We start from the raw sequence: 12,281 nt of genomic DNA, 5'->3' as shown, positions 1-12,281 counted from the left end.
GATATACAAGCTACGGTTTTGTCATTGATTATTTATAGGTAAGGAAATAGTTGTAGAAAAGCCTTTATTTAATGCACTTGAAATGGAAACTGTTCCTTTATGAATAGAAATGATTTCTTTCACAAGAAGAAGTCCTAGACCATGTCGCAAATCTAACCTATTATCTGTACTTTGTAAATAATGAGGTGTCGATTGTATTTTTTGTAGTTCTTTTTCGGAAATTCCTTTTCCATTATCGCTGATTACTAATTCTAAATTATTTCCATTTATTTCTAATCTAACTGAAATTATACAGCCGTTTTCATTATGATTGATACTGTTAGAAATAATATTTTGTATTGCTCGACATAGCAATCTTTCGTCGCCTATAATAGTGATTTGTTCTGTATTATGGTTTAAGTTCAATTCAAATTCAAACTTATTATTTATATTGCTGTTTAGATATTCAGCAACAATTTCTCGTATCAATTTACAGAAATGAACTGGTTTTTCTTGATGTGGTTGCACATTATAATTTAATTGGCTTACAAGGTTTAAATCTTGAACCAAATTTTTGATTTTTACACTTTGAATTTTGATAATATTAGCTTGTTTTCTAGCGTTTTCCTCAACATTTAATGAAGAAGATATTCTATCTGCATATCCCATAATCATGGAAAGGGGTGTTCGTATATCGTGTGAAACGCCACTTATCCAGTTTGCTCTTGCTTGATTTTGTTTTTTTAATTGCAATGACGTTTCGTTGATACGATTTCCAATTTCTTCCAATTCTCCATTTATATTAAGTGTAACCGTTTCGCCGTGTGATAGTTTATCTATTCCATTGAGTATAGGGGAAATTTTTAACATCACATTTCGTTTTGATAAGTAGTACACAATAAATAGAATGGCAATATTTGATACTAACATAATCAAAAAAAGAAAGGGTGTTTTCTGTATTGCTGATAAGGGAAGATAGTTAGTCATAAATTTTGAATAGCTGTTCTTTGGATAACCTAATACTAATAAATCATTTCCTTGTTTCCATGTAAATACGGGATAATTTTCGATATACCCCTTAGAAAAGGTAGCAACATCTTGTAATGAATAGTTTAATGGTATTTCTTTTGGTAGATTGTGTTTCCATACTACATTACCATTATCATCTATTACTATTCCCCAGATATTGTTTGTAACTAAATCTTTTTGACATTTATTATTTAATATATATTCTCCATTTTGAATAGTAAGGTTATTAGATACTTTTTCTAGTATTTGAATAGGATTATCTTTGCTTATACTGTTGACAGTACCATTAAAAGTTAGGAAGAAAATTAATAAATCTAAAAGCACTATAAGAATTACTACTGATAAGTATATAAAGAAATGTTTACTGATAAATTTTCCAAAATTACGCATTATTGTAACCTGCTTTCCACGTTTATTTTATATCCCAATCCTTTAACAGTTATTAATGATTTTGGTTTTGAGGGGTTAAGTTCAATTTTTTCTCTTATACGTCGAATATGAGCAAGGAGAGAATTTCCATATCCAAATGGGTTATCGCCCCATACAGCTTCACAAAGAGCGTCTATTGTTACAATATGATTAGCATTTCGTACAAGTGTTTCTAAAATATCATGTTCTTTTGCGGTAAGAGGTAAAACTTCATCGTTCTTTATAACTTGTGCATTAGCCAAATCAATTTTACAATCATGTAATTCTATAAGAGGGCTATCTTCCTTATAACATCTGCGTAATACGGCATTTAGGCGAAAGACAAGTTCTTTTGGCATAAAGGGTTTTGTTATATAATCGTCAGCTCCTAACCCAAAACCAGAATATTTATCTTGTATATCATCTTTTGCAGTCAAAAATATTACTGGAATATTAGTGAAACTTCTTAGTGCGTCCATAAGTTCAAAACCGTTTCCGTCTGGAAGCATAACATCTAATATAGCTATATCTGGTTTTTCCTGTTGGCAGATTTCCAAAGCTGATTTTACACAATCAGCGGTAATAATATTAAAAAAGTTTTCATCTTCTAATATGGTAATGAGCATACTTCTTAAACTTTCTTCATCATCAACTATTAATACTTTTTTTGATTTTAAGTATGTATCTTTCATTTGTTTGTCACACTCTCTTTATCTTTTTCTTTATCCTATTATAACATTCTGAAAAAAGTTGAACAGTCATTTTCGCATTTGTAAGGTAAATGTAAGGTAGAGAGAATGTTGCTGTAATGTCGGTGTTTTATATTATAAGTAACGAGAAAGGAGTTAAAAATTATGAAAAACATGATTGAAACTAAAAATTTGACAAAAACATACAAAGAGTTTATTGCAGTAGACCACGTATCTTTACACATTAAGAAAGGTAGTATTTACGGTTTTCTCGGACCAAATGGTGCTGGGAAATCTACGACTATGAAAATGCTTTTGGGTTTGACTGCACCTACTGATGGAGAATTTCAAATTGATAACATGACTTTCCCGAATGACCGTGTTCGTATTTTGAAAGAAGTTGGTTCATTTATCGAGTCTCCGTCATTCTATCCAAATTTAACAGGTAGAGAAAACCTTGATATTATTCGTAGAATTTTAGAACTTCCAGCGTCAAGTGTTGATAAAGCATTAGAATTAGTAGGATTATCTGAATTTGGTAATCGCTTGGCAAAAAAATATTCTTTAGGAATGAAACAGCGTTTAGGTCTTGCTTCTGCTCTACTTGGCGAACCACCAGTTTTAATTTTAGATGAACCAACCAATGGTTTAGATCCAGCAGGTATTCACGAAATTCGCAATCTCATTAAAACACTTCCAAAAAGATATGACTGTACGGTTCTAATTTCGTCACATATGCTGTCAGAAATTGAATTATTAGCAGACAATATTGGTATTTTAAATCATGGAAGATTATTATTTGAAGGAAGTCTTGATGATTTGAAATTGACGGCACATCAAGCTGGCTTTGAAAATGATAACTTAGAAGAAATGTTTTTATCTATGATTGATGAGGACAATGCCAATAGAAAGCAGAGGTTAAAATTATGAAGAATTTAACCGTAGAATTAAAAAAATGTAAACGTACTGGAATATTAGTGGTTTTACCGCTTGTTGGACTTCTTGGTGCATTATACGCTTTTGTAAATTTTATAGTTCGTAAAGAGGTTTTGTTGAGTTTACCGCTTCCGCCTATGGACGTTTTGCTGACACAACTTTATGGAATGGTTATGGTTCTTAATATGTTCGGCATTATCGTGGCAACAACTTTAACATATAATATGGAGTTTCAAGGAAATGCAATTAAAAAGATGTATATGCTTCCTTTTAAGACATCATCTATTTTCAAAAATAAATTTTATATATTATTTGTTTTGCTTACTTTTTGTATCGTCTTGCAAAATGGAGCATTGTGTATTATTGGAAATATCTTTTTACCCAACGGAACTTTTGAGTTACTAACACTTGTCAAATATACAGGATATTGCTTTGTATCATCTTTACCTGTATTGGCATTTATGCTTTTGGTGTCATCACGATGTGAAAATATATGGTTTACATTAGGTATTGGAGTAGCAGGTTTTTTTAGCGGTATGGCAATGTCCCTTTCAGATATATCACTATTTCTTGTCAATCCATTTGTACTGATGATGAAACCTGCGGTAGCTTCAACAGCAAGTATTGATACAGGTATTTTAATATTGGGAGTTTTTGAAACAATCATATTCTTTATGATTGGCTGGTATCTTTGCAAAATAAAGCATTATGAATAAAAGGGGGGCAATCGTATGTCAATTATTGAATTGTTAAAAATAGAATTTATGAAAGTAAAAAGGTCTATGATTTTACCTTTGCTTTTAATTCCGCCTATCTTAGTTGTGATTTCTGGCGTATCTAGTATTAGTATGTATATGACGCCAGAATATACAGACGCTTGGTCGGCAATGTTCATTCAAAGTGCATTACTTTTTGGATATTATTTACTTCCATTTTCAATGGTAATTGTTTGCGTTATGATTTCCAACAGAGAAACAAAGAATAATGGTATATTAAAAATGCTTGCTTTGCCCATCAGTAAAGGAAAACTTGCATTGGCAAAGTTCTTTGTATTATTAAGTTTTTTAATGATTGAATTATTAATCTTTTTCAGTTCATTCATCATTGCAGGCATTATTGCTACTAAAATAATGAATGTGGCAGAAAATATTCCTGTTTTCTACTTACTCACATGGACATTAAAATTGTTTGCAACAATGATTCCAGCTATTGCTTGTATGTGGGCGATTACTGTACTATTTGAAAAACCACTATTGTCTATGGGATTAAATTTACTCTTAATAATTCCGGGGGTTTTAATTGCTAATACGCCTTTATGGTTAGTGTACCCTTATTGTTATAGTGGTTATGTCGTATCAGACGCATTACATACTGTAACAACGACGGGAACAGGAAGTACAATATCGCTATTTCCTTTTATACCGTGTGCTGTAATCATATCAGCCCTTGCACTATATGTTTCTATTAAATGCTTTGGACGAAAAGAAATGAGGTAATATAAAATGAAAAAAAATAAATTAAGTGTTATTACATTTATCATTTCGCTGTTACCATTTATCACGTTATTGATTTCTCTTTTTACAGAAGAAATTACAGGAGGACTTCAAACGGGATTGATTGTATTAAATGTAATCTCGATATTATCTGGTTTTGTTCTTTCGGTTTCGTTAGTAAAAAATCCCAAACGACGAGATGTATTTTCAATCGTCGCTTTATGTGTTAGTGCTTTTTTCGGTTTTCTTATGTTTGGTATTTTAGCTTTTGGCTTAATAGCCACTTTTATGTAAAAAATGTTTATGAAAAATATATAGATTAAAGGTTATTTGAAATATGATAGGTCTAAAAAAACGAGATATTAAAAAAGCTTTGAAAGCAGGTGCAAAGGCTGGCGGTGTTTCATTGGCTGATATACGGGCTGATATTGAAGCAACGATTGATGAAGCCATGAACAGCCCAGACCCAGAGGTGCAGGCAAATTTCAAAAAATATTTTGGTAATAAACGCCCTACCCCAGAAGAATATATTTACAAGATTACCAAAAAGACAAAGATTTGAAAAAAGGCTTGCTCCATACATATTGTATGATCTGCAAGCCTTAATCTATTTCAGAGGAAATTTAACAGTAAAAGTAGCACCGCCACCAGCAGTATCATTGATAGTTATTGTGCCGTTCAGCATTTGGGTTAATTCTTTGGCGATACTTAGTCCCAGTCCAAAATTTGATTTGTTCGTATGGGACTTGTCGCCACTATAAAAGCGGTCAAAAATATACTGCTTATCTTCATCAGAAATGCCTTGTCCGTGGTCTGCCACAGAAAAAGCAATATTCTTTTCGGTGGCGATTACTTCTATCTCTATCAAAGAATTATTCTTGGAATGTTGAATGGCATTATCCATAAAGACACACAAGATTTGAAATAATCGGTCTTTGTCGGTAAGCATGGCAGGATAACTTTCCTCGGATAAATGCAGTTTTAGTTCTAAATTCTGCTTCATGCAGACGGGTTCGTAGGTTTCATATAACGTGATGAGTAAGGTATCTACATTGATTGTGCTTTTATGCAATGTCCATGTTTTAGCGTCGGAAGAAGCCAGAAGCAACATATCTTTGACTAAACGGGATAACCGCATACATTCAAAATCTATGGTCTGTACGGCTTGCCTTGCCTGCTCGTTTAAGGAAACATTATCAAGAAGCATATCCGTGTTGGAAATCATAACAGCAAGTGGAGATTTTAATTCATGGGACGCTGTTGCAACAAAATCTTTTTGGCTTTGCAGTATCCGTTCCGTTGGAGCAAACGACTTTTTCAGCAGATAACGGGTCAGCACGATAACAACGATACAAGCCAAAAACCAGATAAGAAGATAGATAGGCAATGTCTTTTGTAAAATATCCGTCAAACTGGCTGTCTGATAAAAAAAGGTTGCATGATATACGGTATCATTTGCTGTCCGAATGGTAGCAGGAATAACAAAATAAGTATCGTGATGTGTTCCTCTTATTTCCAGAAAACCGCCTTGTGAAGTTGTGCTGTTTTCTGTTTGTGATAATGGTTGTGTAGAAATCTGCTTTTCTACATCATGCAACAGATTGTCCGTAGGAGTTGGAAATGGAAAATTACTCTGATAAATGGTATTTCCTTTTGTATCGCTAATCAAGGAAAAAATATGATAACTTTCTTCGTAGGCTTTAAGTTCCTTATCCATATCCGAAGAAGCACTTTCCACTTGATAAATCAGCAAGGTTGTCAATCTTTGAAACAAGGTGCTTTCGTTGATTTTTTCCGTGTGAACTGTGTTCGCAACAACAAAGGAAATCACAAGGGTAATAATCAGCATAACAGAACTTGCAAACAGAATATGAAGTTTTCGGTATAAATTATTTAACATGTTTCTTTCTCCAGTTTGTACCCTGCACCGTAGACCGTTGTTATTTTACAGGAACTTTTTAACTCTTTTAGGCGTTTTCGCAGAAAAGAAATGTAACTGTCTACATTGCCAGTTTCCACCTCAGAAGAACTGCCCCAGATTTTAAGGATAAGCTGTTCACGGGAAAATAGTGTTTCTGGGTTCTGCATAAATACAAAAGTCAATTCGGTTTCCTTTGAAGTTAATAAAATAGAATTGACGGGTGTAGATAAGGTTCGGCTGTCTTTATCGAAAGTTAAATCTCCATATTGTAATTTAGACGATAACTGGATATTGGCAGGTCGCCTTGTCAATGCCCGAACTCTTGCAAGCAATTCTTTGATATGAAATGGCTTTACTAAGTAATCATCAGCACCGCCGTCTAAACCCTCAACCCGATTGTCAAGGGTACTCATGGCAGTAATGATAAGGATAGGAATAGATATTCCTTTTCTACGCATAGATTTTATGATTGTCAAACCGTCAATGATTGGTAGCATACGGTCTACAATGGCGAGGTCATAAGCATAGTCGGTATTTAAGGCATACAGCATAGCGGTTTCCCCGTCATTGCAACAATCAACCATATAGTTTTCTTTTTCCAGCGAAATTTTTATATTTTTACATAATTCTAAATCATCTTCCAGAAGAAGTATTTTCATAATGTATCAATCCTTTTCTATATAAATTATAGACAGTATAACAGAAAAGTCTGTAAAAATCCTCTAAAAAATGATGATGATTTTCTTACTTTTTTACAGGATTTTTAGAATGGTTTCCTTTTACAATAGGGGCATATCGAACAAGAAAGGTGGAATACAAAAATGAAAAAAACAAACATCAGTAAATTTGTAGCAGTTGGATTATGTATCTGTGCATTGACGGGGTGTGGTGCAAGTCCAGATGAAAAACCAGATACGTCTAATCCTATTGTCAATTCTAATACGAATGAAGAAAATGCAAATGGTTCTTCAGAAAATAAAGGAAACGACATATTAGATTCTGCTAATTTGATAGGAAGTGTTTTGGAATTTACAGACAATGGTTGCTTGGTAAATCAAGCAAAAGATATTGAGGGTGGAGCTGGGATAAAAATAGAAGCACCGGGAATGGAAAAAAAAGAGAATGCTGTTTCTGTAACCTATAACCCAGATTGTGAATTTGTCATTGCCACAGTAAATGCACAGTCTGGTGTTAGGAATGTAACAACGGGTTCTATATCCGATGTAAAAAAACAATCTGAAGTATATCTCTATGGAGAGTTTTCAGACACACTTCATTTTAATGCAACAAAGGTTGTCGTAGCTCGTTGGGAATAGAGGTGTGAAGTATGAAGTTTTATCAACTTGGCTTTCGCTATTTACAGCGAAAAAAAGGAAAAACCATTCTTCTGTTGATTGTTTTGATACTTGTAAACAGTATGATTTTAGGTACAAGCATGATTTTAAGGACTACAAATGAGTCCAAACAAGCCATGCAGGAAAAGACAAATTCTAAGATTGTAGCTGAAATTACAAGTAAGGACAGCAAGATAACCGAGAATGAAGTAAACAAGATTGAAACGCTGGAAGATGTTTCGTCTATCAACCGTATCGGCAGACAAGAGGTATTTCCGAATGATTTTGCTCCCGTTACGCTCAATACTTCTACGAATGAGGAAAATTTGAAAATAGCGTTGCTCTCCTATGATGATTTGGAAAAAGACAGTCCTTTTTCAGAAATGCAGTACCGCTTAGCTTCTGGCGATTATATCAAACATGAGAAAAAAGGTGCTGTTATCAATGCGAACCTTGCAAATCAAAATGGACTAAAGGTTGGAGATACGATTGAACTAGGTACAGAAAACGGAACAAAAGTATCTGTTCAGATTATTGGAATTTTCATGTCCGCAGGAAATGCGGAAAAAGACCAGCCGTCAAAAACTACGGCGGTCAATCGAATAGAAAATCAAGTCTTTATTGACAACAGCACTTATAAAGAATTGTTCAAAGAAGCTGAATTTGAAAAACTCTGCGTTTATTCAAAAAGACCAGAAAAATTAGATGTGCTGGAAACCAGCCTGCAAAAAATATTCGGAAATGATGTAGAACTTAGCACTTCCGATACCCTTTATCAACAGATGTCTGCTCCATTAGAGCAAATCAGTAAGGTGGCAAATCTTATGCTGGTACTTACCTTACATTGGTAACTGGTACTGTTGTTGTTTCCCTGCTGTTATGTATGTGGATGCGGACAAGGCAAAAAGAGGTGGCAATCTTTATGAGCCTCGGCAAGACAAAAAGTGAAATTTTCCTGCAAACTTTATTAGAAGCAGGCAGTGTATTTACACTTTCGGTTTTAGGAGCAACAGCCATTGGTAAATTGTTCTCGGGCGTTTTGCAAAACGTCATTACCGGTTCAGAAACAGTAACAGAAAATCTGAAAGTGGTTTTGCAGATACAAGATATTGGAATGTTGTTCCTTTTAGGCGGTGCAGTTATTTTGGTGGCATTGTGCTGTTCCATTCTTCCGATATTACGAGCAAACCCAAAAGATATATTAGCAAAAATGGAGGGATAGTACATGAATTTTTTTGGATTGGCAAGGCGTTCTGTGTTCAGAAAGCCCGTAAAAAGTATTCTCTTATTGTTGATTGTTTTTGCAATCAGTACCTTGCTTCTTGCAGGTGTGGCGAGCAAAAATGCCAGTATTGAGGTGCAGGACAAAACCAGACAAGCCATAGGTGCAGGCTTTCTTTTAGAAAGAAATGCAGAGTACCGAACAAAGCGAGTTCGTGAATACTCAGAAAAGATTGGTAATGATAAGGAAGGTAGTTTTGGTGGCTACCATCAGGAAAAAGAGATTATCAATGGTGTGGAGACTTGGACAGGCTGGACAACAAATGAATTTGAAAGCTTAGATATAAAAGACATTGAGAAATTGGCAAAAGCAAAAGGAATTGCTGATTACAATATTACAACAGTAACAACTCCCGTAAACCCTGTAAATTTCAAAAGGATTGAAGATAAAGATGTAGACCAGAATGCAGATGTTGGCGGTGTAAGTTTAATTGGAAACAAAGATATGAAACTAGACAGAAATGTTTTATCTGGAAACCTGCATATCAAAGAGGGACGAATGATAACCTCAGAGGATAAAGATATGTGTGTCATTTCAGAGGAACTGGCAAAGCAAAATAATCTGAAAATCGGCGATAAGATTTCTTTTAATGATTACCACGATACTGAAAATTCAAAGGTATCAGAAGCTGAGATTGTTGGAATTTATCAAGTGGATCAAAAGATGTCCCCACTTATGCAGGGAGATACTTACCGTTCGGAAAATGTAATATTTACAGATTTGAGATTTCCAGAAAAGGCAGAGGGTGAAACAAGTCCATTATATGAAAGAGCCTATTTCAAAGTGGAAGATGTGGAAGCTTACGACGAAGTAAAAGAAAATCTGCAAAAAGTAGACATCAATTGGGAGCAATATGATTTGATTGACAATAACGGAAATTCCGAAACCATGTCCTCAAACTTCAATGATTTAGCAAAAGTGAGCGAAATGATGATATTGGTAATCTCTGTTGCAAGTTTTGTTATCCTTGTTTTAGTATTTCTGTTCTGGCTGAAAAATCGGGTGCAGGAAGTTGGTATTTTCTTATCTCTCGGTGTTCCGAAATTTAGAATTATCGGACAAATTTGGAGCGAAGCGATTATGATTGCTGTTCTCTCCCTTATGTTGTCCTTTGCTGTCGCTCCTGCTGTTTCTAAAGTAACTGCAAATTATCTGGTATCACAGCAGGTTCAGCAAATGCAAGAGGAAGAAAAGAATAATGAGGGAAAAGTATCCACAGAATACGTTGCACCAAAGCAGGACGTGCAGAGTATCAGCGTAGAGGTTACGCCAGAAATGTATCTGTTGGACGGTGTAAGTGTTCTTGTGTTGATAACGGCTTCTGTTCTGGTATCTGGAATTGTAATACTAAAGAGAAACCCGAAAGATATTTTATCGGAAATGAGTTAGGAGGACGACGAAAATGTTAGAAGTAAAGAATGTAAGCTATGCTTACAAAACAAAAAAAGATAAAACCATTTTGAATAATGTATCTGCTACTTTCGAGGAGGGTATCTTCTATACCATTGTCGGTCCGAGTGGTGCAGGAAAAACAACACTCTTATCGTTGTTAGCAGGCTTAGACACAGCGGTAAAAGGGACTGTCCTTTGCAATGGCGAGGACATTACAAAAAAAGGGCTGAATTACCACAGAAAGCATAATATCTCATTGGTATTTCAAAATTATAATCTGATTGATTATTTGACAACGGTTGAAAATGTCAAATTAGGTGGTAGTGGAAATGCTGAAAAATTATTGGAAGAAGTCGGTATTGGAAAAGAATACTGGCAGAGAAATGTATTGCAACTATCTGGCGGACAACAACAGCGTGTGGCGATTGCAAGAGCTTTAGCCAGCGACGCTCATGTACTTTTGGCAGATGAACCGACGGGAAATCTTGATGAAACTACCGCTGATGAAATCATTGCTTTGCTGAAAAAGACTGCACATGAATTAGGAAAATGTGTTGTTGTGGTTACACACAGTAAGCATTTGGCAGAAGAAGCCGACGAAATCTTAGAAATTAAAAACGGTGCAATTTCTTTTCTGTCTGAATAAACAAGAATAGTGCCGTAAAGGAGCTGTCATTATGGAATATTTTAGATATACCTCGACACAATCAATTTGACCCTAACGGCATTGTTATAAGAACTAAATACAATACAGTTTCAAAGGCTCGTACAGACTATATGTTTTGTGCGGGCTTTTTTCATGCCAGAAAAAATTTTTTTAAGTTTTTTTTGATTTTGGTTACGCTGTACCCCACTTTCAACGCGGTATATATGAAAAGGGGCAGACACCTCTTTTCGACTAGCGAAAGGAGGTGAGGAAAATGAAACCGTCAGAACTACAAGAAAAAACCTGTCATCAATTCGATTGTGCTATTAAAACAGTTATACGTCATAGAGCGATTGACTTCTATCGAGCGATACGTCGTTCAGAGAAAAAAGAAATGCCATTCGCCGAAATTATGGACGACCTCTTAAATTCCATAGGTACAGAAGATACATATTCTACGGATTATGTTGCAGTATTTGAAGTCTGTGGAGAAAAAGTATCAATCGAAGATGAACAACTGGCTCGTGCATTGAAAGCTATTGAAGAACGAAAGCGTAATATCGTTTTACAGTATTTTTTCATTGGGGACACGGACACTTACATTGGGAAAATGCTTGACTGTTCCAGAGCGAATGTAACGAAGTGCAGAATACAAGCACTAGACAAGTTAAAGCAACTGATTGAGGAGGAAAAAGAAAAATGCCAAAAGAGCTGACACCGACTTTCACGGTTATTTCCAAAGCCTGCGACGGCGACGAAACAGCAATTTCAAAAATCTTGGAATTTTATGACCCATATATCAATCAGAGCTGTATGCGTCCGTTTTACGACGATAACAACAACTTACGTCTTGCGGTAGATTTGGAAATGAAAGGTTTTATCAAAGAAGCGATTATTCGTAAAATCTTAAACTTTGATATTAAACGCTTCTAATTCATATCGGGATTGATTATGCCCGTCTGGTCTTTGACAACTGAATAAAGCAGACAGATACGTTTGTGAGATAGCAAGCCACGGGGACTGTACGCCATGACCTTTCCAAAAGAAAGCGAGCGACCCACGCAGTGATCCGAGAGCGACCGTTGGAAAAGTCGCTTTGCCACGACCTATCCTCACAGAATAATGATACGTCCGCATGGTGCGGTTCTGCCCACAAGAATGGGAATAGTTGA

At 35.2% G+C, this 12,281-nt stretch carries 16 protein-coding genes; 12 read left to right on the top strand and 4 right to left on the bottom strand.

The genetic code is table 11. The features are described from left to right. Nucleotides 1-21: 21 nt before the first annotated feature. Together ABCM67_RS09185 and ABCM67_RS09180 are read right to left on the bottom strand one after the other, a co-directional pair. Entirely contained in the window at nucleotides 22-1,398 is a 1,377-nt protein-coding gene (locus ABCM67_RS09185) for a HAMP domain-containing sensor histidine kinase (RefSeq protein ID WP_003431912.1), read from the bottom strand. Beyond that, nucleotides 1,398-2,108: a response regulator transcription factor gene (locus tag ABCM67_RS09180; protein ID WP_003431910.1), complete on the bottom strand. Its 711-nt coding sequence runs from the start codon at nucleotides 2,106-2,108 to the stop codon at nucleotides 1,398-1,400. Before ABCM67_RS09180 ends, ABCM67_RS09185 begins: the two co-directional genes overlap by 1 nt. A gap of 162 nt (nucleotides 2,109-2,270) precedes the next feature. On the opposite strand from ABCM67_RS09180, the gene ABCM67_RS09175 reads away from it, so the two are divergent. Genes ABCM67_RS09175 through ABCM67_RS09155 form a run of 5 tightly spaced genes read left to right on the top strand, consistent with a single transcriptional unit; the run spans nucleotide 2,271 to nucleotide 5,096 of the window. Then, nucleotides 2,271-3,035, top strand: coding sequence for an ABC transporter ATP-binding protein (locus tag ABCM67_RS09175; protein ID WP_003431908.1), 765 nt, complete (start codon nucleotides 2,271-2,273; stop codon nucleotides 3,033-3,035). Next, on the top strand, nucleotides 3,032-3,757 hold the full coding sequence (locus tag ABCM67_RS09170) for an ABC transporter permease (protein ID WP_003431907.1): 726 nt from the start codon (nucleotides 3,032-3,034) through the stop codon (nucleotides 3,755-3,757). The genes ABCM67_RS09175 and ABCM67_RS09170 overlap by 4 nt, the downstream gene beginning before the upstream one ends. A gap of 15 nt (nucleotides 3,758-3,772) precedes the next feature. Further along, on the top strand, nucleotides 3,773-4,537 hold the full coding sequence (locus ABCM67_RS09165) for an ABC transporter permease (protein WP_003431905.1): 765 nt from the start codon (nucleotides 3,773-3,775) through the stop codon (nucleotides 4,535-4,537). Between the two features lie 6 nt (nucleotides 4,538-4,543). After that, nucleotides 4,544-4,828, top strand: coding sequence for a hypothetical protein (locus ABCM67_RS09160; protein WP_003431903.1), 285 nt, complete (start codon nucleotides 4,544-4,546; stop codon nucleotides 4,826-4,828). 43 nt (nucleotides 4,829-4,871) lie between these two features. After that, on the top strand, nucleotides 4,872-5,096 hold the full coding sequence (locus ABCM67_RS09155; protein ID WP_003431901.1) for a hypothetical protein: 225 nt from the start codon (nucleotides 4,872-4,874) through the stop codon (nucleotides 5,094-5,096). Nucleotides 5,097-5,141: 45 nt separating this feature from the next. Here ABCM67_RS09155 and ABCM67_RS09150 read toward each other — a convergent pair whose 3' ends face one another. Together ABCM67_RS09150 and ABCM67_RS09145 are read right to left on the bottom strand one after the other, a co-directional pair. Further along, on the bottom strand, nucleotides 5,142-6,434 hold the full coding sequence (locus ABCM67_RS09150; RefSeq protein ID WP_005342375.1) for a HAMP domain-containing sensor histidine kinase: 1,293 nt from the start codon (nucleotides 6,432-6,434) through the stop codon (nucleotides 5,142-5,144). Then, nucleotides 6,428-7,114: a response regulator transcription factor gene (locus ABCM67_RS09145; protein WP_015559973.1), complete on the bottom strand. Its 687-nt coding sequence runs from the start codon at nucleotides 7,112-7,114 to the stop codon at nucleotides 6,428-6,430. The genes ABCM67_RS09150 and ABCM67_RS09145 overlap by 7 nt, the downstream gene beginning before the upstream one ends. A 162-nt stretch (nucleotides 7,115-7,276) precedes the next feature. Between ABCM67_RS09145 and ABCM67_RS09140 the strand changes: the two genes are divergently transcribed. From ABCM67_RS09140 to ABCM67_RS09110, 7 genes are all read left to right on the top strand, one after another. Then, nucleotides 7,277-7,771, top strand: a complete 495-nt coding sequence (locus ABCM67_RS09140) for a chitinase (RefSeq protein WP_138276592.1) — start codon at nucleotides 7,277-7,279, stop codon at nucleotides 7,769-7,771. 11 nt (nucleotides 7,772-7,782) lie between these two features. After that, entirely contained in the window at nucleotides 7,783-8,640 is an 858-nt protein-coding gene (locus tag ABCM67_RS09135; RefSeq protein WP_342992774.1) for an ABC transporter permease, read from the top strand. Between the two features lie 32 nt (nucleotides 8,641-8,672). After that, entirely contained in the window at nucleotides 8,673-9,011 is a 339-nt protein-coding gene (locus ABCM67_RS09130; RefSeq protein WP_342992773.1) for an FtsX-like permease family protein, read from the top strand. A 3-nt stretch (nucleotides 9,012-9,014) separates the two neighbouring features. Next, on the top strand, nucleotides 9,015-10,460 hold the full coding sequence (locus ABCM67_RS09125) for an FtsX-like permease family protein (protein ID WP_342992772.1): 1,446 nt from the start codon (nucleotides 9,015-9,017) through the stop codon (nucleotides 10,458-10,460). Between the two features lie 13 nt (nucleotides 10,461-10,473). After that, a complete protein-coding gene (locus tag ABCM67_RS09120; protein ID WP_005342381.1) occupies nucleotides 10,474-11,109 on the top strand; it encodes an ABC transporter ATP-binding protein in 636 nt (211 codons plus the stop codon). A 274-nt stretch (nucleotides 11,110-11,383) separates the two neighbouring features. Next, nucleotides 11,384-11,824: a hypothetical protein gene (locus tag ABCM67_RS09115; protein ID WP_003431889.1), complete on the top strand. Its 441-nt coding sequence runs from the start codon at nucleotides 11,384-11,386 to the stop codon at nucleotides 11,822-11,824. Continuing rightward, entirely contained in the window at nucleotides 11,809-12,042 is a 234-nt protein-coding gene (locus ABCM67_RS09110; protein ID WP_005342382.1) for a helix-turn-helix domain-containing protein, read from the top strand. Before ABCM67_RS09115 ends, ABCM67_RS09110 begins: the two co-directional genes overlap by 16 nt. The last annotated feature ends 239 nt before the right edge of the window (nucleotides 12,043-12,281 follow it).

This window comes from Blautia sp. 2227st1_G12_2227SCRN_220401 (genome assembly GCF_039062885.1).
Lineage (GTDB): Bacteria > Bacillota > Clostridia > Lachnospirales > Lachnospiraceae > Blautia_A > Blautia_A fusiformis.
The sequence above is the reverse complement of the archived record's forward strand: the minus strand, read 5'-3'. Positions and strand labels throughout refer to the sequence as shown.

Coding starts and splice junctions, on each gene's coding strand:
- ABCM67_RS09150 (WP_005342375.1), bottom strand. CDS start 6,434: ATGTTAAATAATTTATACCGAAAACTTCATATTCTGTTTGCAAGTTCT.
- ABCM67_RS09130 (WP_342992773.1), top strand. CDS start 8,673: ATGTGGATGCGGACAAGGCAAAAAGAGGTGGCAATCTTTATGAGCCTC.
- ABCM67_RS09145 (WP_015559973.1), bottom strand. CDS start 7,114: ATGAAAATACTTCTTCTGGAAGATGATTTAGAATTATGTAAAAATATA.
- ABCM67_RS09185 (WP_003431912.1), bottom strand. CDS start 1,398: ATGCGTAATTTTGGAAAATTTATCAGTAAACATTTCTTTATATACTTA.
- ABCM67_RS09135 (WP_342992774.1), top strand. CDS start 7,783: ATGAAGTTTTATCAACTTGGCTTTCGCTATTTACAGCGAAAAAAAGGA.
- ABCM67_RS09125 (WP_342992772.1), top strand. CDS start 9,015: ATGAATTTTTTTGGATTGGCAAGGCGTTCTGTGTTCAGAAAGCCCGTA.
- ABCM67_RS09165 (WP_003431905.1), top strand. CDS start 3,773: ATGTCAATTATTGAATTGTTAAAAATAGAATTTATGAAAGTAAAAAGG.
- ABCM67_RS09160 (WP_003431903.1), top strand. CDS start 4,544: ATGAAAAAAAATAAATTAAGTGTTATTACATTTATCATTTCGCTGTTA.
- ABCM67_RS09115 (WP_003431889.1), top strand. CDS start 11,384: ATGAAACCGTCAGAACTACAAGAAAAAACCTGTCATCAATTCGATTGT.
- ABCM67_RS09155 (WP_003431901.1), top strand. CDS start 4,872: ATGATAGGTCTAAAAAAACGAGATATTAAAAAAGCTTTGAAAGCAGGT.
- ABCM67_RS09110 (WP_005342382.1), top strand. CDS start 11,809: ATGCCAAAAGAGCTGACACCGACTTTCACGGTTATTTCCAAAGCCTGC.
- ABCM67_RS09120 (WP_005342381.1), top strand. CDS start 10,474: ATGTTAGAAGTAAAGAATGTAAGCTATGCTTACAAAACAAAAAAAGAT.
- ABCM67_RS09170 (WP_003431907.1), top strand. CDS start 3,032: ATGAAGAATTTAACCGTAGAATTAAAAAAATGTAAACGTACTGGAATA.
- ABCM67_RS09180 (WP_003431910.1), bottom strand. CDS start 2,108: ATGAAAGATACATACTTAAAATCAAAAAAAGTATTAATAGTTGATGAT.
- ABCM67_RS09140 (WP_138276592.1), top strand. CDS start 7,277: ATGAAAAAAACAAACATCAGTAAATTTGTAGCAGTTGGATTATGTATC.
- ABCM67_RS09175 (WP_003431908.1), top strand. CDS start 2,271: ATGAAAAACATGATTGAAACTAAAAATTTGACAAAAACATACAAAGAG.